Annotated in this window: 24 protein-coding genes and 1 tRNA gene; 9 read left to right on the plus strand and 16 right to left on the minus strand. The window is 29.7% G+C overall.

Annotation, left to right across the window (positions count from 1 at the left end; genetic code table 11):
- Nucleotides 1–167 precede the first annotated feature (167 nt).
- Both ciaC and AJ889_RS05945 read right to left on the minus strand, forming a co-directional pair.
- The gene (ciaC, locus tag AJ889_RS05940; protein WP_002853224.1) at nt 168–488 is read right to left on the minus strand and encodes an invasion antigen CiaC; all 321 of its coding nucleotides are present in this window, start codon (nt 486–488) and stop codon (nt 168–170) included.
- A 55-nt stretch (nt 489–543) separates the two neighbouring features.
- On the minus strand, nt 544–1,743 hold the full coding sequence (locus AJ889_RS05945) for an MFS transporter (RefSeq protein ID WP_002853994.1): 1,200 nt from the start codon (nt 1,741–1,743) through the stop codon (nt 544–546).
- 112 nt (nt 1,744–1,855) lie between these two features.
- Between AJ889_RS05945 and AJ889_RS05950 the strand changes: the two genes are divergently transcribed.
- Nucleotides 1,856–2,458: a hypothetical protein gene (locus AJ889_RS05950; RefSeq protein ID WP_002853942.1), complete on the plus strand. Its 603-nt coding sequence runs from the start codon at nt 1,856–1,858 to the stop codon at nt 2,456–2,458.
- On the opposite strand, the gene pdxA is transcribed toward AJ889_RS05950, so the two are convergent.
- Both pdxA and AJ889_RS05960 read right to left on the minus strand, forming a co-directional pair.
- Nucleotides 2,448–3,542 (minus strand): 4-hydroxythreonine-4-phosphate dehydrogenase, encoded by a 1,095-nt coding sequence (gene pdxA, locus AJ889_RS05955; protein ID WP_002867362.1) that lies wholly within the window; start codon nt 3,540–3,542, stop codon nt 2,448–2,450. The two genes, AJ889_RS05950 and pdxA, sit on opposite strands and share 11 nt — an antisense overlap.
- A complete protein-coding gene (locus tag AJ889_RS05960; RefSeq protein ID WP_002868556.1) occupies nt 3,539–4,312 on the minus strand; it encodes a pyridoxine 5'-phosphate synthase in 774 nt (257 codons plus the stop codon). Before AJ889_RS05960 ends, pdxA begins: the two co-directional genes overlap by 4 nt.
- Nucleotides 4,313–4,367: 55 nt before the next feature.
- Here AJ889_RS05960 and AJ889_RS05965 point away from each other — a divergent pair, with 55 nt between their 5' ends.
- Entirely contained in the window at nt 4,368–5,342 is a 975-nt protein-coding gene (locus AJ889_RS05965) for an exopolyphosphatase (RefSeq protein ID WP_070293304.1), read from the plus strand.
- Here the strand turns inward: AJ889_RS05965 and AJ889_RS05970 are convergent.
- Genes AJ889_RS05970 through AJ889_RS06005 form a run of 8 tightly spaced genes read right to left on the minus strand, consistent with a single transcriptional unit; the run spans nt 5,339 to nt 13,028 of the window.
- Nucleotides 5,339–6,289 (minus strand): SAM-dependent methyltransferase, encoded by a 951-nt coding sequence (locus AJ889_RS05970; protein ID WP_002868557.1) that lies wholly within the window; start codon nt 6,287–6,289, stop codon nt 5,339–5,341. The genes AJ889_RS05965 and AJ889_RS05970 overlap by 4 nt on opposite strands.
- Nucleotides 6,286–7,107 (minus strand): M23 family metallopeptidase, encoded by an 822-nt coding sequence (locus AJ889_RS05975; RefSeq protein ID WP_002854038.1) that lies wholly within the window; start codon nt 7,105–7,107, stop codon nt 6,286–6,288. The genes AJ889_RS05970 and AJ889_RS05975 overlap by 4 nt, the downstream gene beginning before the upstream one ends.
- Nucleotides 7,104–9,098 carry a glycine--tRNA ligase subunit beta gene (gene glyS / locus AJ889_RS05980; protein ID WP_002858294.1) on the minus strand — a complete coding sequence of 665 codons (1,995 nt, stop codon included), beginning with the start codon at nt 9,096–9,098 and terminating at the stop codon, nt 7,104–7,106. The genes AJ889_RS05975 and glyS overlap by 4 nt, the downstream gene beginning before the upstream one ends.
- 55 nt (nt 9,099–9,153) lie before the next feature.
- Nucleotides 9,154–9,774, minus strand: coding sequence for an HAD family hydrolase (locus AJ889_RS05985; RefSeq protein ID WP_002853160.1), 621 nt, complete (start codon nt 9,772–9,774; stop codon nt 9,154–9,156).
- Nucleotides 9,771–10,103, minus strand: a complete 333-nt coding sequence (locus AJ889_RS05990; protein ID WP_002867367.1) for a hypothetical protein — start codon at nt 10,101–10,103, stop codon at nt 9,771–9,773. The genes AJ889_RS05985 and AJ889_RS05990 overlap by 4 nt, the downstream gene beginning before the upstream one ends.
- Nucleotides 10,104–10,112: 9 nt before the next feature.
- On the minus strand, nt 10,113–11,738 hold the full coding sequence (locus AJ889_RS05995; RefSeq protein ID WP_002853239.1) for a cation:proton antiporter: 1,626 nt from the start codon (nt 11,736–11,738) through the stop codon (nt 10,113–10,115).
- A gap of 6 nt (nt 11,739–11,744) precedes the next feature.
- On the minus strand, nt 11,745–12,119 hold the full coding sequence (hspR, locus tag AJ889_RS06000; RefSeq protein WP_002853230.1) for a heat shock transcriptional regulator HspR: 375 nt from the start codon (nt 12,117–12,119) through the stop codon (nt 11,745–11,747).
- Between the two features lie 15 nt (nt 12,120–12,134).
- Nucleotides 12,135–13,028 (minus strand): DnaJ family protein, encoded by an 894-nt coding sequence (locus AJ889_RS06005; RefSeq protein WP_002860449.1) that lies wholly within the window; start codon nt 13,026–13,028, stop codon nt 12,135–12,137.
- 200 nt (nt 13,029–13,228) lie between these two features.
- On the opposite strand from AJ889_RS06005, the gene htrA reads away from it, so the two are divergent.
- The 4 genes from htrA to AJ889_RS06025 all read left to right on the plus strand — a co-directional run bounded on the left by htrA (nt 13,229) and on the right by AJ889_RS06025 (nt 16,808).
- Nucleotides 13,229–14,647, plus strand: a complete 1,419-nt coding sequence (htrA, locus tag AJ889_RS06010; RefSeq protein WP_002869642.1) for a serine protease HtrA — start codon at nt 13,229–13,231, stop codon at nt 14,645–14,647.
- A gap of 75 nt (nt 14,648–14,722) precedes the next feature.
- Nucleotides 14,723–15,397 (plus strand): response regulator transcription factor, encoded by a 675-nt coding sequence (locus tag AJ889_RS06015; protein WP_002853196.1) that lies wholly within the window; start codon nt 14,723–14,725, stop codon nt 15,395–15,397.
- A complete protein-coding gene (locus AJ889_RS06020; RefSeq protein ID WP_002853241.1) occupies nt 15,394–16,641 on the plus strand; it encodes an ArsS family sensor histidine kinase in 1,248 nt (415 codons plus the stop codon). The genes AJ889_RS06015 and AJ889_RS06020 overlap by 4 nt, the downstream gene beginning before the upstream one ends.
- A 92-nt stretch (nt 16,642–16,733) precedes the next feature.
- A tRNA-Asn gene (locus AJ889_RS06025) sits at nt 16,734–16,808 on the plus strand.
- Nucleotides 16,809–16,898: 90 nt separating this feature from the next.
- On the opposite strand, the gene AJ889_RS06030 is transcribed toward AJ889_RS06025, so the two are convergent.
- Both AJ889_RS06030 and AJ889_RS06035 read right to left on the minus strand, forming a co-directional pair.
- Nucleotides 16,899–17,147, minus strand: coding sequence for a ribbon-helix-helix domain-containing protein (locus AJ889_RS06030; RefSeq protein WP_002853192.1), 249 nt, complete (start codon nt 17,145–17,147; stop codon nt 16,899–16,901).
- A gap of 10 nt (nt 17,148–17,157) precedes the next feature.
- Entirely contained in the window at nt 17,158–17,757 is a 600-nt protein-coding gene (locus AJ889_RS06035) for a bacteriohemerythrin (protein ID WP_002860447.1), read from the minus strand.
- 147 nt (nt 17,758–17,904) lie between these two features.
- Between AJ889_RS06035 and dccR the strand changes: the two genes are divergently transcribed.
- A complete protein-coding gene (gene dccR / locus AJ889_RS06040) occupies nt 17,905–18,570 on the plus strand; it encodes a two-component system response regulator DccR (protein ID WP_032585030.1) in 666 nt (221 codons plus the stop codon).
- Nucleotides 18,563–19,753, plus strand: a complete 1,191-nt coding sequence (gene dccS / locus AJ889_RS06045) for a two-component system sensor histidine kinase DccS (RefSeq protein ID WP_032585032.1) — start codon at nt 18,563–18,565, stop codon at nt 19,751–19,753. The genes dccR and dccS overlap by 8 nt, the downstream gene beginning before the upstream one ends.
- A gap of 42 nt (nt 19,754–19,795) precedes the next feature.
- Here the strand turns inward: dccS and groL are convergent, their stop codons facing one another.
- Both groL and groES read right to left on the minus strand, forming a co-directional pair.
- Nucleotides 19,796–21,433 carry a chaperonin GroEL gene (groL, locus tag AJ889_RS06050; RefSeq protein ID WP_002858047.1) on the minus strand — a complete coding sequence of 546 codons (1,638 nt, stop codon included), beginning with the start codon at nt 21,431–21,433 and terminating at the stop codon, nt 19,796–19,798.
- 21 nt (nt 21,434–21,454) lie between these two features.
- Nucleotides 21,455–21,715, minus strand: a complete 261-nt coding sequence (gene groES / locus AJ889_RS06055) for a co-chaperone GroES (protein ID WP_002825273.1) — start codon at nt 21,713–21,715, stop codon at nt 21,455–21,457.
- 161 nt (nt 21,716–21,876) lie between these two features.
- On the opposite strand from groES, the gene AJ889_RS06060 reads away from it, so the two are divergent.
- Nucleotides 21,877–24,417, plus strand: coding sequence for a hypothetical protein (locus AJ889_RS06060; protein ID WP_070293306.1), 2,541 nt, complete (start codon nt 21,877–21,879; stop codon nt 24,415–24,417).
- Nucleotides 24,418–24,421: the final 4 nt, after the last annotated feature.

The following is a 24,421-nucleotide window of genomic DNA, read 5'->3' on the forward strand; positions in this document are numbered from 1 at the left end:
TAGCAAAATTATAACAGAATTTGATAAATTAAATTGGTCAATTTTTCTATATTTTCTTCATATAGAGGAAATAATAAATTTTTTCATTTTATCCAGAGTTATTAGAAATTTTACGAGAATTATTGGAATTCTCGTTTATGTAGTTTGAGTTTTGATTGATTTGTATATTAAGCCTTTGTATTGTTTGTGGCATTTCCTGCGTCAATTGTAGTAAAAAGCTTATTTAGCAAAGTCTCCTCATTTTTTTTGTATTGATCTTCTCTCATTTTTTGCCAAGCATAAGATCTAAAATCTTCTCTAACAGCACCAAGATCAATGTCTTCGTTAGTAAATTTGCTTGAGTTTGTTTTTTTATCTTCCTTTTCTTCTTTGTTTTTTACTTCATTTAATGTGGCTTGAAATTCATCTGCCGAAGTATTTTTTTCTTTAACTTTAGTTGTGGTGCTAAAGATAGCATTTGATGTTTTTTGAGTATTATCTACTACCATTTTCTCCTCCTTTATTTAACTTTACATTAAATAAGCAAGCAATTTCTATTCCAATTTATACCTTTGTAAAACTTTTTCTTTGAAATTTTTTATAATTTAATTTATCTTTGGCAAAAAGCAAGGCAAAAATCAAAGCAGGGCTTACAAAAAGTGCTGAAAATAAAGCATTAAATTCTATACCCAATCTTGCTAAAACAATCCCACCTAAAAAACTTGCTAAAGCTATGCCTACATTAAAAGCTGCTTCATTCACACTTACTGTACTGTCTATGACTTTATAAGTATGGCGTTTAGCTTTAGTAATGCTAAGCATTTTTAGTGCAGGTATGGTTGAAAAGGCAAAAAATCCTATCAAAGCTACGCTAAAAATGATTAAAATTTTAGAATGCATGGTGAGAAATACACTTAAAAATACTAGAACTTGTATGCTTAAAATAAGACGCAAAGAAAAAATAGCACCTTTTTTATCTACTATTTTTCCGCCCCATAAATTCCCACAAATTGCACAAATTCCATATAAAAGCAAGATATAAGCTGTATCTTGGACTTTAAAACCGCTTATTTCTACAAGTATTTTTTGCAAATAAGTATAAAGAACAAATTGAGCCCCACAACTACAAATGGTTATAGTATAAGTTTTTAACAAATTTTGATGAGAAAAAGCAGGGATTAGATTTTTAAGACTGGTTGGGCTAGGATGTAAATTTTTGGGCATCATATGCCATACTCCAAAAAATGCTAGACTTGTAATGATAAAAATGAGTAAAAAGATAAATTTAAAGCCAAAATAATGCCCTATAAAAGTTCCAAGCGGCACTCCAGTAACTAAGGCTACAGTAAGCCCTGTGACCATTATAGCTAGAGCACTTGATTTTTTATCATCTGGAGTTATAGCACTTACAGCTAAGGTGGCAATGACAAAAAATACCCCATGTTGTGTTCCTGCTATAAAGCGTGCAAAAGCAGTAAGATAGAAATTTTGGCTAAAAAAGATGATGAAATTTGCTAAAGCAAAAATTCCAAGATTGATTAAAAGTTGTGTATGTCTATGAAAACGACTTAAAGGTATGGTGATAAGAGGAGCACCTATAACAACACCTATAGCATATAAGGTTGTAAGATAGCCCGCGGTTTTTGCATCTACGCTAAAATACGCTTCAACATCAACCAAAACTCCTGCCATAACAAATTCAGTTACGCCCATACAAAAAGCACTAAGAGCTAGTGCAAAAAGAGCTTTTTTGTAATTTTGCATTTTAAGTTCCTTATAAAAAATAAAAACGCATTATAATAAAATAAAGGCTTAATTTCCTTAAAAAATTCAAAATATTTTTGTTAAAATAAAATAAAAATTTTAAAGGTAAATAATGAAAAAAATTATTTTATTGCTTGGTTTAAGTTTGGCGAGTTTAGGGGCTTTGAGTTTTGATGAGCTTATTTATAAAGATGAAGTAAAACCTAGTTTTGATTGCTCTAAAATCAAATATGATGGCAAAAGTGATGATGAACTTATGATATGCAATAAAATTGGTGTGCGTAATGAATTTGATAATAAAAAACTTGCTTTAGTAGATAACATCTATAGTAGTTTATATCAAAATATTTCAAAAAAAGCAGATAAAAAGATGAAAAAAGATTTTAAAGCCATTTCAAAAAAGATGCTTAAAGAAAGAAAAATTTGTATAAAAAATATGCAAAATACAAAAGCAGGGGAAAATCCTATTTTATCTTTACTCAATGCAAGTGATTGCATGCAAGAAGCTTATATTAAGGTTTTATTAGAACTTATGCAAAGAGCAAAAAAAGATACAAAGACTAAAGAAGTTTTAGAGCAAATTTTTAAAAATAAAGTTGATAAATATGAAAATTTACTCACTCAAAGTTTAAATACCAATAAAGATTTGCAAGATTTTATAGACAGCTTAGCTAAAGAAGATTTGATTGATTCTAGGGCTAAATTTAAGCTTTAGAATGTAAATTGATTGCAAATTTAGCCGCTTCAAAATAACTTTTAGTGTTGATTTTAGCATTTTTATAGGCCTTATCAAAGGCCGTGCCATGATCAACGCTAACGCGTATGATAGGTAAATTTAAACTTACATTGATGCTTTTATCAAAATACAAGGCCTTTAAAGGAGCAAGGGCAAGATCGTGATACATAGCCACTAAACGATTGCAGTTTTTTAAACCAGTCTTAGTAAAAGCTGTATCAGCCACTAAAGGATAGGGTAGATAAACGCCCTTGCCTTTAAAATTTAAAAGCAATTCTTTTTGTAAATTTTCATCTTTTAAGGCTTTTTTGAAAAATTTTTCATCTTTTTTAGAGTGTAAAAAGGCATTAACAAAGGCTATAGCTTTTTCCATGATCTTTTCTTCTTCTCCACCTATAACTCCATAATCTCCAGCGTGAGGATTAAAACCTAAAAGCCCCATTTTTTTAAAATGTGTTTCTTTGTAAAAATCTTTTAAAAAGATACTTAAATTTTTAAAAGTGATTTTTTTACTCACCTTAGCTAAAGGTATATGTTCGCTAAAAAGCCCTACAAAAAGTTCTTTGCAACCTAACATCATAATGGCATTTTTTTTAAAAAAATCCCTTAAAGCATCGGTGTGTCCTTTGTATTTAAGTCCTGCATCTTCCCAAGCTTTTTTGTGTATAGGTAGAGTAAGCAAGGCATGGGCGTGTTTTTCATAGACAAAATAACTTGCCGCCTTAAAACTTAAAAAACCATAAAGTCCACTTTTTGTATCTATTTCTCCGGCTTTGATTTCAAAATTTTCATCCACTTTAAAGCCTAAAGGAAGGTAGAAAGAGTAAATTTCAAGAGAATTTTCTTTTTTTACAAAATTAAACTCATAGTCTTTTCCATCTTTAAAAGCTACGATTTTTGCATTAAAAAGTTTTAAATTTAAAAGTTTTGAAGCTTTATCAAGCAAGCTTTCGTGGATAAAATAAAAAGGTGTGCAGATTTTGCTTAGTTCTTCATGAGAACGCACTAAAATTTCAAGTCCTATGCCGTTTATATCGCCTATACTAATGGCTAGTTTTTTCATCTTTTAATAAGTTCTTTCATTTCCAAAATAGCGTTTTGAAGTCCTGTAAATACAGATCTTGCTACAATGCTTTGTCCTATATTTAGCTCGCAAATTTCTTTAATTTTTACTACGGGTTTTACATTTTTGTAATTTAAACCATGTCCCGCGGCTACTTTTAAGCCAAGTTCTAGGCCTTTTTTGGCACAGAGTTCTAAATTTTGTAATTCTTTTTCAAATTGAGCTTGCAAGGTTTTTTTATCTTGATTGAGTTCTTTTAAGGCAAAAGCAGTATGAGAGATATTACTAAAAAGTGCGTTGTGCAAATTCGCATAATGTCCTGTATGAAGCTCTATGAATTGGGCTTTTAAAATTTTTGATTTTTCTATATCTTCTAAACTAGGATTAATAAAAAGTGAAACTTCAATGTTTGCATTTTGAAGTTTTTCTATGCTTTGTCTTAATTTAGCATGATTTAAACAAAGCCCCCCTTCTGTAGTAAGCTCTTCTCTTTTTTCAGGCACTAAAGTAACGCGGTGAGGTTTGAGTTTAAGAGCTAAATTTAAAATTTCATCATTTAAAGCACATTCTAAATTGATAGGGCTTTTGCAAAATTTTATAATATTTTCCAAGTCAAAATCCTGAGCATGACGGCGATCTTCTCTTACATGCAAAGTGATTTGATCTCCGTGTCTAGCTACTATAAAAGCAGCTTCTAAAAGATCAGGATCATTTACCATTCTAGCTTGTCTTAACACTGCAATATGATCGATATTTACACCTAAAAGCATATTTTTCCTTTAGAACTTTTTTGCTATTATACTATAAAATCAAATAAGGAAAGTCATGTTAGGTATAGATCTTGGTTCAAATACTTTAAGAGCAGTACAAATGGATGAAAAATTAAATAAATTAAAAGAATATGAATTTGTTATTGGGGCAGCGAAAAATCTAAATCAAAGTGGAGAAATTTCTAAAGAAGCCATACAAAGATTAAAAAATACTTTGAGTATTTTAGCTAAAGAGCAAGATTTAAGCAAAGCGAGAGCTGTAGCGACTGCAGCTTTTAGAAAGGCAAGCAATACAAATGAAATTTTTGCCCATTTAAAAAAAGAATTTGGGATTGATTTTAAGCTTATAGATGCCAAAAGTGAAGCTAAGATCAGTGTTTTAGGTATGCAATCAGGTTTAAGAAGGCTTAAAATTTGGGGAGAGTTTGCGTATTGTGATTTAGGAGGGGCTTCTTGTGAGCTTTCTTTTGGAAAAAGTTTTAAAAGTTTTGATTTTGGTATTATTAGTTTTTATGAAAAAAATTACCATTCTTATTATAAATCTTGTATTTCTTATAAAAAATTAATAAAAAAATATCCTAATTTTATCATAAATATTAAAGATAAAAAACTTAAAATTCATTTTTTAATTGCAAATCCCTATTTAAAGCATCTAGCTTTTAGGGCTTTTGATGAGGTGGCTATGATTAAAAAGGAACTTCGTTCTTTAGGGGCTAAAACGGTGGTTTTAAATTCCGGAGTTCCTACCACACTTAGCGCATTAAAACAAAATATAAGCTATGAAAAGTATGAAGCAACTAAAGTAAATGGTAAAAAACTTTACCATAAGGATTTTTTAAATTATGCTATTAAACTTTTTCATATGGAAGAAAAAAAAGCTATAAAAGAAGTAGGCACAATGAGAAAAAATTATTTGAGTGCAGGTTGTTTGCTGTTTTATGCTTTGTTTGATAAACATAAACTTCTAGTCATTGATGAGGGTTTAAGAGAGGGGGTTTGTTTAGCAAGTATGAAAAATATAAAATTTTAGTTTTTTTGAAATTCGAAAAAATGAAATTTTTCATCAAAATTAAAAAATAAAATTTTAGCTTGAGATAAAAAACTTTCGTAAGTTTTAATGTTTTTATTTTTTGCGTATTCTAATAAATCTTCAAAACCAAAATCCATGAAAGCAAGACTTTGTTTTTTAAAAGCTAAAGGTTTAAAATCATATTCTTTGATGAGTTTTTGAAGATGAGTAAAATTGACATTATAAGTTAGATCGCTTTTGCCGAAAAAATCTTTTAAAGATACTTCAAAAGGGCTAAAAACTTCGTGCTTTTGATAGATTCTTAAGCTAAAACTTTGTGGATTTAAAGTTCCATAGTCAAATCCCGCAAATATAAATCTCTCACAAGTTTGGTTTAAATCTTTAAAAAAATTTTCAAGCTCTAAACTGAGTTCACCTTTTTTAAGATTTAAAGCTTTGCATTTTGTGATTAAATTTTCATCCATATTTTTAAAAATAAGTTTAAAATTTTCTACAAATGCCATTTTATCATGATCTATAAGTTCGCAAGCAAAACTATCAAAAAGTTCATTGCAAAAGAAAAAAGCGTTCTTAAAATGGCATTCTTTAAGACTATTTTTGTGAGTAAATTCCACTCCTTCTAAAGTCTTTTTTTGTAAAGTTCTTAATTTTTCATGCGGTTCTATGACGAAAAAAGAAATTTGAGAAAAAATTTCAGGTCTTAATTCAAGCAAAGCGGATAAAAAATCACGACTTAAATATCCTTCATTAGCGCCTATTTCTACAAGTTCTAAAGGGAGTTGTAAAATTTTTTTATCTATTAAATTTAAAAAATGCTTGGCTAAAAGTGTGCCAAAAAGATTTCCTACGCTTACAGCAGTAAAAAAATCTCCGTTTTTTCCTATACTTACAGCATTTTTATAATAGCTTTCATGGAGCCAAGCATGGAAAAAGTCACTAAATTTCATTGAAAAATAGCATTAAATTTGGATACAAAATCCAAAGGATCAACTTGTTTGCCTCCAGCTAAAATTCCAAAATGCAAATGCGGCCCACTTACCCTACCACTAGCTCCGCTAAGTCCTATAAGTTCGCCTTTTTTTATCTTTTGTCCTACTTTAACATCGATTTTAGAAAGATGATAATATTGTGAATAAATTCCAAAACCATGATCAATGACTACTGAATTTCCTGCGAAATAACGATCTTTTGCAATTTTTACTACACCTGAATTGGCTGCATAAATAGGTGTTCCTGTGGTAGCTCTAAAGTCCGTTCCGCTGTGATAACTTGCTACTTTTTCATTAAAAGTTCTTGCTTTGCCAAAATCACTTGTGATAAAAGAATTTAAAGGTATATTAAAAGCACCATTAAATAAAGCTTTTGGAGTATAAGAGCTGTAAATCGCATTGGCTTCTTTTAATTCTTTAGCGATGCGTTCTTGTAGGGTTTTTGGCGGAAAAATCTTTTTGTTTTCAATTTGCAATTTTTCACTTTTATAATTACCTTCTAAAGTTTTTATGAAAATTTCTTCTTTTTTATCTTTATAAAATGCGATAAGTTTGGTGTTTTGCGGGGGATTTTTGTAAGGTAAGGAAAAAATAGCTAGAATTTTTTCTTGATTTTTAGGATGTGCAAAGGTGGGAATATTTTTATCATTATTTTTTAAAGATAAAAAATCTTTCTTATCTAGTTCTAAAAATAAAGCTTGACCTTTGATGAGTTCTAAATTTTGAGCTCCAAAAAGCCAAAGAGTAAGGCTTAAAAGAATCCATAGGGCTTTCATAGGCTTAACTCTTTAAGATCGGCGATTTTTAAAAACTCCGCATAAATTTCATAAACCAAAGCTTGGCGATTATTTTTAAGTTTTTCATCTTCAGCATTAATCATCACTTGATTAAAAAACTCATCAATAAAAGGCTTAAGTGCAAAAAGATTTTCAAGTTTTTCTTGTAAAGAGTTGGCTTTAGTTTTTTCTTGAAAAGCTTTGTAAAGTTTACTTTCTGCTTCTTGAACAAAAAGACTTTCATCAACTTTATGAGGATTTTTAGTGGCGATATTGGCTAGTCTTTTAAAGGTTGCAAAATTTTCATTAAAATTATCTTTTTTGCTAAGTTTTATAAGAGCATTTACGCTTTGATTGATATGGATAAGATCTGTATTTTGTGAGCTTAAAACCGCTTTTACAAAAGAAGCATTGACTGTATAAAAAGTATAAAGTCTTTCAAAAATAAAATCTTTTAAAATTTGCATATCAAAGCTTTTATAATGATTTGAAAGTTTTTCTAATAAAATTTGGATATCAAATTCTTTATTTAAATTTAAAGCAATTTTAATGATCCCATTGGCAGCTCTTCTTAAGGCATAAGGATCCTTTGTTCCGCTTGGAATTTTTCCTATGCTAAAAAGTCCTATAAGGGTATCAAGCTTGTTTGCAAGGGCTACTATGCTTGAAAATTCTGTACTTGGAAGTGGAGCTTGTTCGGAATTAGGAAGATATTGTTCTTTGATGGCTAAGCAAATTTGATAATCTAAGCCCATTTTTTGCGCATAATAACTTCCCATAATGCCTTGCAAATCAGTAAATTCATAAACCATTTGTGTGGCTAAGTCTGCTTTGGCGTATTTTAGTGCTGTGCTGATATTTTCGATTTTATCATTATGGAGCATTTGACATAAAATTTCAGCAATTTTAATCTCTCTTAAACTTTTATCTTGCATTGTGCCTAAACCTTCAAGATAGGTCATTTTGGCAAGTTTTTCGGGTTTTAAGCCATTTTGTAAATCATTTTGATAAAAAAACATTGCATCGCTAAGTCTTGCACGCAAAACTCTTTCATTTCCATGTATGATTTTTGAATAATCCTTACATACTGCATTACTTACTACTATAAAATGATTACTTAAGCCTTTATCGTTAAAAACTGCAAAATAACGTTGATTTTCTCTCATTGAAGTGATGATTACTTCGCTAGGAATTTCTAAAAATTCTTCTTCAAAACTTCCTAAAAGTGCATTAGGATATTCTGTGATAGCAACTACTTCAGCTAAAAGCTCTTCATCTTCTCCAATTTGTATATTTTTTTGACTTTCTATGAGTTTAAATTGCTCAAGTATTTTTTCCTTTCTTTTGATTGGATCAAGGATGATATAGTTTTTTTCTAGTAGTTCAAAATATTCTTTTGCATTGTTAAAATCTTGCAAATCATAACTTACGCTTCTGTGAATGAAAGTTTTTTTAGTACTTTTTACTCCATAGCTTTGAAAATTAACAAGTTCATCATTTAAAATGCAAGCTATAGAACGGATCGCACGGATGAATTCAAAAGAATTTGCACCCCAGCGCATACTTTTGCCAAAACTAAGACTTTTTAGAAATTTTTCTACCATTTCTCCTAAAATTTCTTGACTTTGCAAACCTTTAATAGCTTTTTGATGGTACAAAACTTCCTTGCCTTTGATTTCTTTAAAAGAGAGTTCATTTTCACTGATCCTTGCTTTTTGCAGGAAGCTTTGTCCCGCAGGAGTTAAAACTCCATCTTTATAAGCAACATTTTTAGGTGCTCCTATAAATTCAGCAAAGCTATCTTCTTGTTTGTCTGCAAAATTTTCATGAAAAAAAACTAAACGACGCGGAGTATAATAAAATTTAAAATCACTTACCAAGCGGTATTCTTCTAAAACATTGTTCCATTTTTTTTCTATATTAGCTAATTCTTTTAGCAAAGGAATAGCAGGTAATTCTTCTGTACCAATTTCTATTAATAATTCACTCATAATTTACTCTTTTTAAAATTTATTTCTAATTTTAACTAAAATTTCATTAAAAAACTTATAAATACTTTTGCAAAAAGCCTTTAAGTTCACTAGCGTTGCTAAATTCATTTTCTTTTAAATTTTTTTGATACCATTTGGCATGAAAATAAGGCAAATTAGCATTTTTAGCACATTCTTTATCTTTTTGACTATCTCCTATAAAAACGCTTGTTTTATATGGAGCCTCGCTTTTTAAAAGCTCTAGCATCATAGGATGAGGTTTGGGTTCTATGCCTAAACTTACGCCTAAAATTTTATCAAAATAAGGAATGATATCGTGTTTTTTAAGTATGTTTGAAAGTGAGCTTTGCGGGGCGTTAGTAGCAATAGCTAAAAAACAATTTTTGCTTTTTAAAAATTCTAAAAGTTCTTTTACTCCTTCAAAAAGCACCACGCTTTGTTCATAGTGCTTGACAAAATATTTTTCATAGCCTTCTTTAAAACTAGAATGATGGAAATTTTCTATATTGTAAAGTTCTTTTGCCCAGTCAATATTGGGAGTATTGATGGTTTGCATAATGATTTCTCTTGAAAGTGGGGCTAGGTTTAAATCCTGTCTTATTTCATTGACTGCACAAGAAATGGCATTTGCACTATCGATTAAAGTTCCATCCATATCAAAAAATACATTAATCATTCATAATCCTTTAAATAATTTTTATGTTTTTCTTTTTTCTCACCTTGTTTTTTTTGCTTATCTAAAGCATTGGCAAGATTTAAAAGCTCGTTTTTTTCTTTGGAAAAATCTAAACAAGCATTGACAAAAAATTCAAGATTTTTTGCATAGGTTGAGTTAAGATTTACCGCGGGATTTTTTTCAAAAAATTTAGCATTTTTTAACATTCTTTCTTCAAATTTAGTTTTATCAAAATCTTCTTTTTTAAGTGCAGATATAGCGCCATTGAAAAATTTTTCAAGATTTCTTAGGTATTTTACGCGTAAGGCTTTTTCTTCATTTTTTGTCAAAATTCTTCCTTAGGTATTTTTGTGAATGCGGCATTCTAGCGCTTCTTGAACTAAATTTCTAGCGATTACTTTTTCAGAGCGAATGATGCGTATATTTTCATCTATGCTAGAAAAAAGCATCTTTTTTAAAGTTCCATTTACATGAATGATGGTGTCTATAGGTTTTGGATAATTAGCTAGCACTTGACATAAAATTTCAAGTTTAGCTTCATTTGTAACTGTGATAATAGCTACGGCACATTCTTCTATATTGGCAATTTTTAAGGTTTCTTCTTGAGCAGCATTGGCAAAAACGACATTTTCACCTCGACTAACTCCAAGTTCTACTAAATTTAAATCACTTTCTAAAACAAGATAAGGTACGCCTGTGTTTTTGATTTTTTGTACGACTTCTTGTCCTAAGCGTCCATAGCCAAAAACAACAAGATGATTTTTCAGCTTGATATTGCTGTCAATATTTTGCACAGCGTTGGTATTAAGTGCTATATCTTCTACAACATTGGTAATTTTTCTTATATTGTTTAAAATAAAAGGCGTGATAATCATGGTTAAAATAGAAACAACAATTAAAATTTGTGAAGTTTTGATATCAAGCATATTTTTTGCTTGTAAAAGAGAAAAAATTGCTAGGGCGAATTCGCCAATTTGAGCTATGGCAAAAGCTGTTTTAAGCGCTACTCTTTTTTTGGTGTAAAGAAATAAAAAGCCAAAAACTATGCCAAATTTTAAAGCCATTACAAGAAGGGTTAAAACTATGATTAAAAACCAATTTTGTGCCACTACATCAAGTTGAATTTGCATGCCTACAGTTATGAAAAAAAGCCCTAAAAGCAAATCTCTAAATGGGATCAAGTCCGCTTCTATTTTGTGTTTATATTTTGTTTCTGCTATCAAAGCACCTGCTATAAAAGCACCCAAAGAATAAGAAAATCCAAAATAATTTGCTAAAAAACTTGCTCCAATAACCATAAATAAAACAGTACTAATAAAAATTTCCTGAGAAGAAGTGTGGATAATGAGTCTAAAAATTCTATCCACTAGATATTTACCTATGAAAAATAATAAAGTGATTAAAATAAGTGCTGAAATTAAACTGGTAAAAAGGAGTTTTTCTATGTTTTGATTGTTGGATGAAAAAATATCTACAAGCAAAAGCAAAGGAATAACGGCTATATCTTGAAAAAGCAAAATTCCCAATGCTTTTCTGCCATATTGCTCATTTATATCGCCATTATCATTTAAAATTTTAAGCACCACTGCGGTTGAAGAAAGCGCTAGTGCAAAGCCTACTATGGTAGCGCTTTTATCTCCAAGTCCTAAAATTCCTATAGCAAGTAGCATAAAAACAAAGCCACAAGTAAGCATCTGTAAAGAGCCGTTTAAAAAAACTTCTTGTTTCATTGCCATTAAATGCTTAAAAGAAAATTCAAGCCCTATGGTAAACATTAAAAACACTATACCAAATTCGGCTATATGAGTGATTTCGCCTTTGCCACTTAAATGATAAATTTCAGAAATGATTTCTCCAGCAGCTATATATCCAATGATAGTTGGAATTTCAAATTTTTTAAATATGACATTTAAAACTATAGCTATAGCAACGGTGATTAAAAAAATTTCTAAAAAATTATCCATTATTTTTTATTTTTTCTCATAAAAAATCAAATCAAAGCTATTTTTATGCTTAACAACGGCTTTACTAGCCGCTTCTTTATCTTGTTGTTTGCTTAATTCTAAGCGTAGTTCATCAATTAAATTTTCAAATTCGTGAAGTTGGTTTTTCAATTTTAAGATAACATCTACTCCAGCAAGATTGATTCCCATGTCTCTTGTTAAACGCAATATAAGTTTAATACGGTCAATATCTCTTTGAGAATAAAGTCTTATTTTGCCATCGGTTCTACTTGGCTCTATCAATCCTTCTCTTTCGTATTGCCTTAAGGTTTGTGGATGTATGCTTAAAACTTTAGCCACAACACTGATTAAATATACAGGTTCATCATAATGCTGTTCCATATTTTATTCCTTTCTTTAAGGTAATTTTTCTTTTAAGAGTTCTATAAATTTTTCATCAAGGGTATCTAAATTTGGCAAAACAACATTTAAAATCAAATACATATCCCCATAAATATCACTTTTTCTATTTTGCACACCATAACCTTTTAAACGAATTTTTTGGTTATTTTTTGAATTAGGCGTTATGTTAATTGTCGCTTCTTCTTTGCCTTCTTTGAGTGTTTTTATATTTATTTTTCCACCAAAAAGTGCAGTTTTTAAAGAAATATCAACTTTTTGATATAAATCATCATCTTCTCTTGTGTAAATAGGACTTTCTTCTATTTTTACAATAATGATTAAATCGCCTCTAGCTCCATTTCTGCTTTGTTTTCCTTTAGAGCGAATTCTTAGTTTCTCACCTTCTTTTATACCGTGTGGAATTTTAAATTTAATGGTTTCGCCTTGAAAATTAAAACTATGTTCCCCGCCTTTAACAGCTTTTTCGAAAGGAATGTGAAGCTCTAGATTGCTGTCTAAAATTTCTTCTTCAAAACCTCCAAATCCTCCAAAACCACTGCTAAAGCCTTTTGAAGAAAAGCCGTTAAAACCCCCTCTTGAGCGTCCACCAAAGCCTCCTCCAAAGAGATCTTTTAAAATATCGTCCAAATTTACCCCACCAGTATTTCTTGAAAAATCATGAAAACTTTGTCCACCAAACATAGAATCGCCGTATTGGTCATACTGAGCTCGTTTTTTTTCGTCACTTAAAATTTCATAAGCAGCATTAATTTCTTTAAATTTTTCTTCAGCACCTTTTTCTTTGTTGATATCAGGATGATATTTTCTAGCTAGGCGACGGTAAGCTTTTTTTATTTCATCTGCACTAGCGTTTTTGCTAACTCCAAGAGTTTCGTATAAACTATTCATGTTATATTTCCTTAAAAATTTTTACTTGATTATTATAGAGGATTAAATTATAACATAAACTTTAGCCTAAGTCAATCAAGTTTTATAAATTTTTATCACTCAAGGTTTTATTTACAATTTTGTAAATTTTCGGTTTTATACTATGAAGACAGTAAAATATTTTACGAGATAATTTATCTTTAAGAACAAAAGGAAATAAAATGAAAAAGATTTTTTTATCATTAAGTTTAGCAAGTGCTTTATTTGCTGCAAGTATTAATTTTAACGAATCGACTGCAACGGCTAATCGTGTGAATCCTGCTGCTGGAAATGCAGTGCTTTCTTATCATGATTCTATTAAAGATGCAAAAAAATCAGTGGTTAATATTTCCACCTCAAAAACTATTACAAGAGCAAATCGTCCAAGCCCTTTGGATGATTTTTTTAATGATCCTTATTTTAAACAATTTTTTGATTTTGATTTTCCTCAAAGAAAAGGAAAAAATGATAAAGAAGTGGTGAGTTCTTTGGGATCAGGGGTGATTATTTCAAAAAATGGTTATATAGTAACAAATAATCACGTTGTAGATGATGCTGATACGATTACAGTGAATTTACCAGGAAGCGACATAGAATATAAAGCAAAACTTATAGGTAAAGATCCAAAAACAGATTTGGCTGTTATAAAAATAGAGGCTAATAATCTTTCAGCTATTACTTTTACAAATTCTGATGATTTAATGGAAGGAGATGTTGTTTTTGCACTTGGAAATCCTTTTGGAGTTGGTTTTAGTGTTACAAGTGGGATAATATCTGCTTTAAATAAAGACAATATAGGTTTAAATCAATATGAAAATTTTATACAAACAGATGCTTCTATCAATCCAGGAAATTCAGGTGGAGCTTTGGTGGATAGTCGCGGATATTTAGTAGGTATTAATTCAGCTATTCTTTCTCGTGGTGGTGGAAATAACGGCATAGGTTTTGCCATACCTTCAAATATGGTTAAAGATATAGCTAAAAAACTTATTGAAAAAGGCAAGATTGATAGAGGATTTTTAGGTGTGACTATTTTAGCTTTGCAAGGTGATACTAAAAAAGCTTACAAAAATCAAGAAGGAGCTTTAATCACTGATGTTCAAAAAGGTTCAAGTGCTGATGAAGCAGGGCTTAAGCGTGGAGATTTAGTTACTAAAGTTAATGATAAGGTTATAAAAAGTCCTATTGATCTTAAAAATTATATAGGAACTTTAGAGATTGGTCAAAAAATTTCATTAAGTTACGAAAGAGATGGAGAAAATAAGCAAGCAAGTTTTATTCTTAAAGGTGAAAAAGAAAATCCTAAAGGCGTACAAAGCGATTTGATTGATGGTTTGAGTTTGAGAAATTTAGATCCAAGACTTAAGGATCGTTTGCAAATTCCAAAAGATGTTAATGGTGTTTTGGTTGATAGTGTTAAAGAAAAGAGCAAAGGAAAAAATTCTGGTTTCCAAGAGGGTGATATTATCATAGGTGTTGGACAAAGTGAAATTAAAAATTTAAAAGATTTAGAACAAGCTTTAAAACAAGTTAATAAAAAAGAATTTACCAAAGTTTGGGTATATCGCAATGGTTTTGCGACTTTGCTTGTGCTTAAATAAAAATAACGGAAGGATTTTCCTTTCGTTATAAATTTTAGTTTAAAATTAAAATTAAGTTTAAAATAAAGGAAAACTATGACAAATATTCTTATGATAGAAGATGATTTAGAATTAGCAGAAATTACAGCTGAATATTTGGAAAAATTTGATATGAAAGTTGATATAGCTCATGAACCTTATATAGGTCTTTCTAAGCTTGCATTAAAAGAATATCAGCTTATCATTTTAGACCTTTCTTTGCCAGGGCTTGATGGGCTTGAAGTGTGTGAAGAGATTCGTAAAAAGTATGATACGCCTATTATTGTTTCAAGCGCAAGACATGATATTACAGATAAGGTTAATGCTTTAGAGCTTGGAGCAGATGATTACCTACCAAAACCTTATAATCCAAAAGAATTACAAGCACGCATTAAAAGTCATTTAAGACGTATTTCAAATACAAAAAGCGCCATAGCAAAAAGCGTAAAAGATCTTGTTTATGATCAATATAAGCATATTATTACCATGAAAGGACAAGAGCTTACTTTAACTAATGCTGAATTTGATATTTTAAGCTATTTGATTAAAAAAGAGGGTGGAGTGGTAAGTCGTGAAGAGCTTGTTTATAATTGTTCTTCTATTAGTGAGGATTCTAGTAATAAAAGTATAGATGTTATTATCAGTAGAATTCGTCAAAAGATGGGAGATGATCCAAAAACTCCAAAATATATTCACTCTATACGTGGAATAGGTTATAAGCTTACTCAATGAATAAATCTTCGATTTTTTATACTATAACTTTTATTTTTATTTTTGCTGGGGTTAGTGTTATACTTGGCTTTTTGTGGCTTATAGAATACGATCAGCAAAATTATACTAGAGAATTAAACACAAAATATTCTTTGATAGCTAATGCAAGGCTCTTAAATTTTGCAGGAGTTATCAGTGAAAAAGAATTTGAAGAGCAGACAAAAAATTATAATAAAATGGATGAGATAACAGAAGCAAAGCAGATCCGTAAAATTCTTTTTAGAGGTGATGTTTTAGCTAGGGTTGAGGTTAACAATGGCTTAATCGAGATTATTTCTTATAATAGACAGGTGTATTTAAATATTATTTATGATGGAAAGGTTTATCTTTATAAGGATCAAGATTATCAAACCTATAGGTATTTTATTATCAAAGCTATAGCTGTAGCTGTGATTTGTATTCTTGTATTGCTTTATATTTATATATTTAAAAAATTAAAACCACTTAAAAGACTTAAAAAACAAATTGATAAATTTGCCCAAGGAAAGCTTGGTGATATAGAAGATGTAAGCACTGGGGTGGATGAAATTTCACAAGTAAGTGAAGCTTTTTATCAAGCTATTGTTCAAATTCGAAAGTTAAACCAATCTCGTCAGTTTTTTTTAAGAAATATTATGCATGAACTCAAAACTCCTATTACTAAAGGGCTTTTAACTTTAGAAATGATAGAAGATAATAAATATAAAGAGCGCTTAAATGGGGTTTTTACTAGACTTGAAATTTTAATTAATGAATTTGCTGCTATTGAGCAAATTACTTCAGGGGCTGCTTTTATAAATAGAAAAAAATACAATATTTTAGATGTTTTAGATGAAGCCAAAGAAATTGCAATGCGAGATGATAGCAATATACGTATTTTTATGGAAGAAAGTTTTTTTGTAAATGTGGATTTTAAACTTTTTACTACGGCGATTAAAAATATGATAGATAATGGTATTAAACATTCTGAAGATGGGTTTGTGCAAATTGATATTATAGATGATTATATTTGTTTTAAAAATCGTGGCCCTGAGCTTAACAATACTTTAGAATACTATACTCAAGCTTTTACTCAAGGATCAAAACAAAAATCAAGTTTTGGATTAGGGCTTTATATTGTAAATACTATTTTAGAAACACATGGAATGAAGCTTGATTATTTATATGAAGATGGGGTAAATTTGTTTTATTTTAGAAATTTAAAAAGTGTTATTGTTAAGGAGTAAATTAATTTTTTTACATAAAAAATGCATTTTTGTGAAAAAACCCTTGACAAAGTTTTTTAATTTCACTATAATCACATTTTACTTTTAAATATTCCGGATTAGCTCAGCGGTAGAGTAGTCGGCTGTTAACCGATTGGTCGTAGGTTCGAATCCTACATCCGGAGCCACTTTTTTAACTCCATTTTTAATATTCATAAATGTATTTTAATATAAAAAATTAATAAGTCTTTATCACAAAAAAATTGTGATAAAGTTTTTTATTTTGTTTGTTTAAGATTTTTGACAATTTTATCTATTTTTTTACTTGCCTTTTGATAATCCCCATCTTTAAGTTCTTCTAGGGCATTAACAGCAAAAGAAAAATCTTCAACTTCATTAAGATAAGCCTCTATGGCTTCTTTTACTATGGTTGATTTTGGTTTAGAAAGATTTTTACTTAAATTATCCAAACGCTCCTTAAGCTCTAAAGGCATTCTAAAAGAATAAGTTTTTACATTGCGTTTCATTTTATCCTCCTTAAGAATATTTTTTGTAAAATTTTATAGCTTGTTTACAAGTTTTACAAGTAAATTTATGACCTTGTAATTCTATTTTTTGATGAATGCTATAAGGAACATCGTGAATTTTACCAGGACAATTACAGGTATAAATATAAAATTGTGGATGCTCATTATCTTCATCTTCTGCTGCTTCAAAGCTAACATCGCCACCATCATCTGTAGACAAAGAAGAACTTCTCCATTTTTCAACTTTCATGTCTTCATATAGTATGTGTTCTAAAAGCCACTTTTTAGCCACTATATAAAGTTTTTCTTTAAGATCATTGGTTGATTTGATATCTTTGATTAAATTAATCATGGTTTGGATGATTTCTTTATGTATTTTTCGATGTTCTTCTAAATTTGGATAGCCTATTAGCTGCATGTATTTTTCTTCATCATTAAAGTGATCTTTCATATAATTAAAAAATTCAGCCAAAAGTTCTTTGACTTCATTTTTACTTACAGATCTATCTGATACAACTTCAACTTTTGCAGCAAGTTTAAAAAGCTTTTTATGCTGCTCATCAATTTTAGCATTGTGCACACTATAGCTGTTATCCCATTTTGGAAGCATTTTAACTCCTTAAGGAAAAATTTATTTGTATGAAAGGATTATAGATAAAAATAAATTAAATAAAAATGAAATTTTATTAAATAATTGATAAGAATTTTGATACAATGATATATATTTAAGAGATTTGAAGTTAGAAAGATTTAAATTATGGCTGCTAAAATTTTACTTTTAGAAGATGATTTGAGCTTGAGTGAGATCATTGAAGAGTTTTTAAACGATGAGGGATATGAAGTATTTTTATGTGATAATGCGCAAGAAGCTTTAGATATGGCTTATGAAAGATATTTTGATCTTTGGATTTTAGATGTAAAAGTTCCTTTAGGAGATGGATTTTCATTACTTAAAGCATTAAGAAAAAGCGGAAAGCAAACTCCAGCAATTTTCATGACTTCTTTAAACACAACAAATGATTTAAAACAAGGCTTTGACGCAGGTTGTGATGATTATATAAAAAAACCTTTTGAACTTGCCGAGTTATCTATCAGGGTTAAAGCTTTGCTTAAAAGAGCTTTTTCACATAAAAATGAAGATTTTGAAGATTTAGGAGATGGATTTAGATTTGAATTTACTACACAAATTCTTTACCATAATAATAAAGCCTTGACTTTACCGAGTAAAGAAATTAAGCTTTTGTCTTTATTACTTAAAAATAAAAACAACTTTTTAAGTACAGAGAGAATTTTTGAAGAACTCTGGGATTATGATGAGGAGCCTAGTGAGCTAAGTTTAAGGGCTTATGTGAAAAATTTACGTAAAATTTTAGGAAAAGAAAAAATTATAAATCAAAGAGGCAGGGGATATTGCTATGGCTAAAAAAGTCATTAGGCAAATTTTATTAATCTACCTAACAACTACAGGTATTTTTTTAACTATTTTTTTTGCATTATGGTATCAAAAATTATATGAAGAATTAGTTGTTTTAAAGGGTGCCACTTTGAGAGAAAATCATAGAAACATTGTTATAAGCATCTTAAATTCTCGTTTTACCCCTATAGATATAAGTGCAAAAAATATTGCTCAAAGCACAGCACTAAAATTTGCTATATTTGATGCTAAAAAGATTGTTTTTAGTAATATAGATTTTGATTTAAGAAAGGCAAAGATAGAGCTTAAAGGTAGAGGTATTTGTGATAATAAGGTTTTTTTCCTTGCTCCTATGAGTGCAGATCATTATTTTTTAAGACATGCTAGCAATGAAGAAGTAAATACTAACGATGGTTTGCAAATTTTAATACAGGGTGAAGATGTTGGCAAAGATCTTTTTTGGATTAGAACGAAAGTTTTTAGTTTTGCTATTATGGCTTTTTGCATATTGGGTTTAATATCTTATATTTTAGTAAAAATTGCTCTAAAGCCTTTGGAGGATAAAATCAGCATACTAAATCGTTTTATTAAAGATTCAACTCATGAACTCAATACCCCATTAAGTGTTATTTTGATGAGTATAGAACAACTTGAGCATCAAAATTTAGGAGATAATACTAAATTTACAAGGATTAAGCTTGCTGCAAAAAGTTTGTCTCAAGTGTACTCTGATCTTGTTTTTTATAATTTCCCTAATACCTTAGAAACAGAAAAACAAAAATTTGATTTAAGAATACTACTTGAAGAAAGATTGGAATATTTTAAAGTATTTTTTGAGCAAAAAAAAATTACACTAAAGCTTGATTTAAATCAAGCAAATATTTTTGCTCCTAAAAGTCAAATTTCTAAATTGATTGATAATCTTATAAGCAATGCTATTAAATACAATAAAAAAGGTGGAGTAATTTCTATAATTTTAAAAGCCAATTTTTTAAGTATTGCGGATACAGGTTGTGGAATTTCAAAGTCAAATTTAAATCATATTTTTGATAGATATACAAGATTTAATACCGATCAAGGAGGATTTGGTATAGGGCTTTCTTTGGTAAAAAAAGTTTGTGATGATAATGATATTAAGATTATTTGCGAATCTGTAGAAAATCAAGGGAGTGTTTTTAAATTAAATTGGTAATCAGCAAGGAAAATCCTTGCTGATAAGAGGTTAGAGTAGATATTACATCATTCCGCCCATGCCACCCATTCCTCCCATACCGCTCATATCTGGCATAGTAGGTTTATCTTCTTTAATTTCACTAATTGTTGCTTCTGTGGTTAAAAGCATACTAGCTACAGAAACTGCATTGAGTAAAGCTACTCTTTCTACTTTAACAGGATCGATAATTCCACTTTCAAGCATATTAACATATTCACCTTTTGCAGCATCAAATCCTGTGTTTTCATCTTTAGCATTTTCTACGCTATTTACAACCACACCTGCATCAAATCCTGCATTTTCAGCAATTTGTCTTAAAGGTGCTCTTAAAGCTCTTTCAACGATAGCTGCGCCAATTGCTTCATCACCCTGTAAATCAAGTTTGATTTTAGCTTTTGCTTTGATAAGCGCTGCACCACCACCGATTACTATACCTTCTTCAACTGCTGCTTTAGTAGCGCTTAAAGCATCGTCAACGCGATCTTTTTTCTCTTTCATTTCAGTTTCAGTTGCTGCACCTACTTTAATAACTGCAACACCACCACTTAATTTTGCAAGTCTTTCTTGTAATTTTTCTCTGTCATAATCTGAAGTTGTTTCAGCAATTTGTGCTTTGATTTGATTGACTCTCGCATCAATATTTGCTTTTTCGCCTGCACCATTTACTATGGTTGTATTGTCTTTATCGATGATTACACTAGAAGCTTGTCCAAGATCTTGTATAGTCGCACTTTCAAGAGTTCTTCCAAGTTCTTCAGAAATCACTTCTCCACCTGTTAAAATCGCTATATCTTCAAGCATAGCTTTTCTTCTATCGCCAAAACCTGGAGCTTTCACTGCTGAAATATTAAGAACACCGCGAAGTTTATTTACAACCAAAGTTGCAAGCGCTTCACCTTCAATATCTTCAGCGATAATTAAAAGTGGTTTGCCTGTTTTTTGAATTTGTTCTAAAACCGGTAATAAATCTTTTAAATTTGTAATTTTTTTATCAAAAAGCAGGATATAAGGGCTTGAAAGCTCTACTGTCATTTTTTCTGCATTAGTGATAAAATAAGGGCTTAAATAACCTCTGTCAAATTGCATACCTTCAACTACATTTAATTCATCATTGATTGATTTTGCCTCTTCAACAGTGATAACACCATCTTTGCCCACTTTTTCCATAGCATCAGCGATTAAATTTCCGATTTTTTCATCAGAGTTGGCTGAAATTGTAGCAACTTGTGCAATTTCTTTTTTATCTTTTACTTCGCGAGAAAGTTTTTTAAGTTCTGCTACTATAGCTTCGCAAGCTTTATCCATACCGCGTTTTACTTCGATAGGATTTGCACCTGCTGTGATATTTCTTAAACCTTCTTTGAAAATTGCATGAGCTAAAACCGTTGCAGTAGTTGTTCCATCGCCTGCTTGATCAGCTGTTTTACTCGCTACTTCTCTTACGAGTGAAGCACCCATATTTTCAAGACTATCTTTAAGCTCTACTTCTTTAGCAACACTTACGCCATCTTTAGTAATGCTTGGAGCACCAAAGCTTTTTTGGATTAAAACATTGCGTCCTCTTGGCCCCATAGTTACTTTTACCGCGTCATTAAGTTTTTTAACGCCCTCATAAAGTTTATTTCTTGCTTCATCTGAAAAAATAATTTCTTTTGCCATTTTTTATCCTTATTTTATAAATTATTTTAAAATTCCTAAGATATCATCTAAATTTAAAACTAAATATTCATTATTATCAAGTTTAATTTCTGTTCCACCGTATTTAGCAAACACGATTTTATCACCATTTGCAATATCAGTGATTTCTTTACTTACTGCTACTACTTCACCCATTAAAGGCTTTTCTTTAGCATTATCTGGTATAATTATGCCTGAGGCTGTTGTTTTAGTTTCTTCTACGCGTTTGACTAGAACACGCTTTCCTAAAGGTTGAAAATTCATTTTTGTCCATCCTTAAAAATATTGATTTTAGCACTCTTTTATTTAGAGTGATAATATCATACTATAAAAAATGAATTTTGTCAATACTTTAAATTAAAATATTTATAAAAGTTTAGTTTTATAGACTAAAGTTATTTTATAAAATAAACTAAAGGATAAAAATGAAAAAGATTTTTTATGGAGTTATAGCTTTTGTTGTTGTGCTTTTGATTGCTATTTATACCATACTTTTCACAAGTTTTGGTAATAATATAGTGGCAAATATAGCGCAAAAAAAGATCAAAGAAAGTGCGGGATTAGATGTAAATATCACGCATTTTAATTTACGTTTTTCAAGCCTTGAATTGCAAGCAAATGTCGCAAATATGGCAGATTTTAATCTTCAGGGAGCTTTGAGTCCTTTTAAGCTTGGATTTGATCTTGACTATCTTATTTCTTTAAAGCAAAATTATGCTAAAAATTTAGGTTTAAATTTAAATCAAAACCTTTCTTTTGGCGGTAAAATTCAAGGCAAGGCAAGTGATTTTACTTTAGATGGAAGGGGTTACTTACTAGGTTCAAATGTACTTTTAAATGTGAGAATGTATAATTACAGCCCTATCGCTTTAAATTTAGATGCAAAAAATCTTAAGATAGAAGAAATACTTCATCTTTTATCTTATCCTAGTTATGCTAAAGGTTTTTTAAATGCTCAGGCAAAAATTTCAGCACAGAATTTAAAACCTGATGGAAATATTATCATAAAACTTGATACAAGCTATATAAACTACGAGGCGATAAAAAAAGATTTTTCTTTAGACTTGCCTTTAAATTCTAATCCTAAAGCAGAAATTTTAGCCAATGTTAAAGAAGATAAGATTTATGCTGTAAGTAAAATTTACAATGATTATCTTAACTTACAAACCCAAAAAACTCTTTATGATATGAGTAAGAATATTTTAAGTACTGATTTTAATTTAAATATTCCTTCTCTTGCAAAGCTTGAAAAACTTACAAAAACTAGATTAAATGGTAGTTTGGGCGTGATAGGCGAAACAAGTGTTGTAAATAATGCCTTATCAAGTTTAAATGCTCAAGTTATCGGACTTGGTGGAGAGGTAAAGGCAAGTTTGAAACATAATAAAATTTTTGCAGATATTAATGAAGCAAGTTTGGAAAAATTATTAGCTCTTGCAGGATATGGAGCCTTAGTTTCTGGAAATTTAAATGCTAAACTTTTAAATGCGGATTTGGATTTTTCTAATTTCGATCTTGAGGCAAAAATAAACAATGCAAAGATTAACACCAATGAGCTTAAAAAAATTGCTAAAATAGAACTTCCAAATACAATTTTTAGTCTTGATGCTAAAGCAAATGCAAAAAATAGTAATATTTCTTACAATGCTTTACTTGCTTCAAATTTACTTAATATCAAAAAACTTCAAGGAACTTATAATTTAAAAAATAGTGAGTTAAATACAGATTTAAATGCTTTTATTGATGATTTGTCTCAGTTTAGTGCTATAGCGGGACAAAAATTACAAGGTAAGGCAGATCTTAATGCAAAAGCTCATATTATAGGTACTCAAATACAAAATTTAAATGCAAATGCAAATTTGGCAGATGGCGTAATCAAAGCTGATTCAAATGGTAAAAAACTTGATTTGAACATTGATAAACTTGATTTATCTAAACTTTTTGTTATAGCAGGTATGCCAAATTATGCCAGTGGGGTTGTTAATGCAAAAGTTAATTTAGATAATATCGATTTTAACAACCTTAATGGTAAAGCAAATTTAGAGGCTAAAGGCATTTTAAATGCTGCAACTTTAAGTAAAATTTTAAATAAAAATTTTCCAAACAATACAAGTTATGATTTAAATACCAAAATTAATTTTAAAAACAATATCGCTCAATTTGATTCTGTTTTAAATTCATCTTTAGCTGATCTTACAAAACTACAAGGAAGTTTTGATATAAGTAAGATGCTTTTAAATTCGGATTTTAATTTAAAGATAAATGATTTTTCAAAACTAGGCTTTTTGTTAGATAGAAAACTTAAAGGTAAGGCAGAATTTAATGGAAAGGTAGGTTTTGATAAGAGTTTAAATTTTGTTGTAAATAGTCCAAATTTATTTGAAGGAAAACTTCAAAGCACATTTAAAGATAACCTTTTGCTTGCTGATTTAAACGGAGTGGATTTAAGTAGTCTAGCTCAGGGTTTGGATTTTATGGATATTTATCAAGGTAAGGCGGACATGAAGGCAAATTACAATCTTTTAAGCGAAGAAGGCGAGGTTAATTTGGATATGAAAGAGGGTAAATTAAAACCAAATCTTATTACCAATGCTTTAAAAATTTTAACATTAAAAGATATTACAGATGATGTTTATCGTACTGCTAATGCTAAAGCTTTGATTAAAAAAGAAAATATCAAGCTTGATCTTAATATGCAAGCAGATCGTTCTTATATTTTAGTACAATCAGGAGCTTTAAATTCTAAAAGTGGAGCTTTAAATTTGCCTTTTGATATTAAACTCGATAGAGCTAATTTTAAAGGAAGTATTACAGGAACTACAGAAAATCCTAAAGTAAATTTAAATGCAGGAAGTGTTTTAAATTCTATTAAAAATGTAGTAGGTGGCGGCGTGAGTGATGGTGCTAAAAATACAGGCAATAAAGTGGATAAAGCGGTAAATAAATTATTAAATAAGATTTTCTAAGGTA

The sequence above is a fragment of the Campylobacter sp. BCW_6468 genome, from assembly GCF_001762865.1.
Classification (GTDB): Bacteria; Campylobacterota; Campylobacteria; order Campylobacterales; family Campylobacteraceae; genus Campylobacter_D; species Campylobacter_D jejuni.

Bases quoted from the DNA above. Each gene is read 5' to 3' on its own strand.
- ciaC (WP_002853224.1), bottom strand. From the start codon at position 488: ATGGTAGTAGATAATACTCAAAAAACATCAAATGCTATCTTTAGCACC.
- AJ889_RS05945 (WP_002853994.1), bottom strand. From the start codon at position 1,743: ATGCAAAATTACAAAAAAGCTCTTTTTGCACTAGCTCTTAGTGCTTTT.
- AJ889_RS05950 (WP_002853942.1), top strand. From the start codon at position 1,856: ATGAAAAAAATTATTTTATTGCTTGGTTTAAGTTTGGCGAGTTTAGGG.
- pdxA (WP_002867362.1), bottom strand. From the start codon at position 3,542: ATGAAAAAACTAGCCATTAGTATAGGCGATATAAACGGCATAGGACTT.
- AJ889_RS05960 (WP_002868556.1), bottom strand. From the start codon at position 4,312: ATGCTTTTAGGTGTAAATATCGATCATATTGCAGTGTTAAGACAAGCT.
- AJ889_RS05965 (WP_070293304.1), top strand. From the start codon at position 4,368: ATGTTAGGTATAGATCTTGGTTCAAATACTTTAAGAGCAGTACAAATG.
- AJ889_RS05970 (WP_002868557.1), bottom strand. From the start codon at position 6,289: ATGAAATTTAGTGACTTTTTCCATGCTTGGCTCCATGAAAGCTATTAT.
- AJ889_RS05975 (WP_002854038.1), bottom strand. From the start codon at position 7,107: ATGAAAGCCCTATGGATTCTTTTAAGCCTTACTCTTTGGCTTTTTGGA.
- glyS (WP_002858294.1), bottom strand. From the start codon at position 9,098: ATGAGTGAATTATTAATAGAAATTGGTACAGAAGAATTACCTGCTATT.
- AJ889_RS05985 (WP_002853160.1), bottom strand. From the start codon at position 9,774: ATGATTAATGTATTTTTTGATATGGATGGAACTTTAATCGATAGTGCA.
- AJ889_RS05995 (WP_002853239.1), bottom strand. From the start codon at position 11,738: ATGGATAATTTTTTAGAAATTTTTTTAATCACCGTTGCTATAGCTATA.
- hspR (WP_002853230.1), bottom strand. From the start codon at position 12,119: ATGGAACAGCATTATGATGAACCTGTATATTTAATCAGTGTTGTGGCT.
- AJ889_RS06005 (WP_002860449.1), bottom strand. From the start codon at position 13,028: ATGAATAGTTTATACGAAACTCTTGGAGTTAGCAAAAACGCTAGTGCA.
- htrA (WP_002869642.1), top strand. From the start codon at position 13,229: ATGAAAAAGATTTTTTTATCATTAAGTTTAGCAAGTGCTTTATTTGCT.
- AJ889_RS06015 (WP_002853196.1), top strand. From the start codon at position 14,723: ATGACAAATATTCTTATGATAGAAGATGATTTAGAATTAGCAGAAATT.
- AJ889_RS06020 (WP_002853241.1), top strand. From the start codon at position 15,394: ATGAATAAATCTTCGATTTTTTATACTATAACTTTTATTTTTATTTTT.
- AJ889_RS06030 (WP_002853192.1), bottom strand. From the start codon at position 17,147: ATGAAACGCAATGTAAAAACTTATTCTTTTAGAATGCCTTTAGAGCTT.
- AJ889_RS06035 (WP_002860447.1), bottom strand. From the start codon at position 17,757: ATGCTTCCAAAATGGGATAACAGCTATAGTGTGCACAATGCTAAAATT.
- dccR (WP_032585030.1), top strand. From the start codon at position 17,905: ATGGCTGCTAAAATTTTACTTTTAGAAGATGATTTGAGCTTGAGTGAG.
- dccS (WP_032585032.1), top strand. From the start codon at position 18,563: ATGGCTAAAAAAGTCATTAGGCAAATTTTATTAATCTACCTAACAACT.
- groL (WP_002858047.1), bottom strand. From the start codon at position 21,433: ATGGCAAAAGAAATTATTTTTTCAGATGAAGCAAGAAATAAACTTTAT.
- groES (WP_002825273.1), bottom strand. From the start codon at position 21,715: ATGAATTTTCAACCTTTAGGAAAGCGTGTTCTAGTCAAACGCGTAGAA.
- AJ889_RS06060 (WP_070293306.1), top strand. From the start codon at position 21,877: ATGAAAAAGATTTTTTATGGAGTTATAGCTTTTGTTGTTGTGCTTTTG.